The 1,213-nt window shown below is 62.7% G+C and carries 1 protein-coding gene; it reads left to right on the top strand.

Annotation, left to right across the window (positions count from 1 at the left end; genetic code table 11):
• A partial coding sequence (locus tag CA951_RS42110; protein ID WP_143543222.1) for an aldehyde dehydrogenase family protein occupies window positions 1-528 on the top strand: 528 nt, incomplete at its 5' end.
• Between the last annotated feature and the right edge of the window lie 685 nt (window positions 529-1,213).

Here is a 1,213-nt window from a genome sequence, read left to right as displayed (position 1 = left end):
GACGGGATCCGGGTCGGCGACCCGCTCGAACAGTCGACGACGCAGGGCACAATGGTCGATACGCGCGCACAAAGCAAGGCACTCGAATACATTCGAGCAGGGGTAAACGAAGGCGCACAACTGGTGTGCGGAGGCAGCATCCCACCCATCGCGGACGGACACGGCGCATTCGTCGCGCCCACAGTCCTGGCAGAGGTCGCTCCGAATTCCAGGCTCGCCCAGGACGAGATCTTCGGCCCCGTCTTGTCAGTCATTCGATTCCGCGACGAGCAGGAAGCCGTCCAGATAGCCAATGGCGTGCGCTATGGACTGACGGGATCTGTGTGGACCAACGACCTGGACCGCGCGTTCCGCGTGGTGGGCGCGCTGGAAGCGGGCTTCACCTGGATCAACGGGTCCTCGGCCCATTTCCCCAACGTCCCTTACGGAGGTGTCAAAGCATCGGGCGTCGGTGCGAAAGAAGAGTGCCTCGAAGAACTGGTGTCGTACACCGACGAGAAGGTGATCAACGTGATGGTGCGCAAGTAGCGGAACCAAGCGGACGACACCAGCCGAACGCACAGCATGACGTGACGCCGCTATCGTGACGGCTTGCGGGACTAAAATCCCTCAACAGGCCAGGAGCTCGGTCTTCTCAACCATTGGAATATACTGCGGTACAGTATATTCCAATGTAGACGCCGGCACGTTCGACGAACGGCTGAGCATGAGCCTTCGGCGGGAAATGGCGACCGTAAACGGGGTTCTCACGGCGGAAATCGGGCCGGTGACCTTCTTGAACCTCAAGTAGAGTCCGGGCAAGCTGTGGAAGCGGCGGGCTCGAACGTCCGTTGCCCGGGCCAGGTAGTCGTGGGTCGCGCGGAAAGCCAGAGGGAGCAACGGTCGATTGCCCTCTCGTTGCTCGGGGCATGCTTGCCTCCTGTCCCGATGAGTGTCACAGACGCGAATCGGTGAGTAGTTTTGTGGTGGCCACATCGGGGGCGGCCGACGAAGGTGGTCAGGTCTGCGGGCGGATTGCCTCGTACGCTTCGTCGGCATGCCACTCAGCGGCAGCCCCTCGAGATGTTCAGCGCAGTGGCGCGGACAGCAGGAGCGAAGGTGCTCGAGTTGACCGGGCCACCGCGCCACCACCCAAGGGCACCCCTCAGGTAGCCGCCGGGCGTCATGATTGGCGATGCCACTGAGATCACGCCGGCTGCCATCTCCTCGCGGG

The organism is Rhodococcus sp. NCIMB 12038, assembly GCF_002165735.1.
Classification (GTDB): domain Bacteria; phylum Actinomycetota; class Actinomycetes; order Mycobacteriales; family Mycobacteriaceae; genus Rhodococcus_F.
This window is presented reverse-complemented; position numbering and strand designations above follow the sequence as displayed.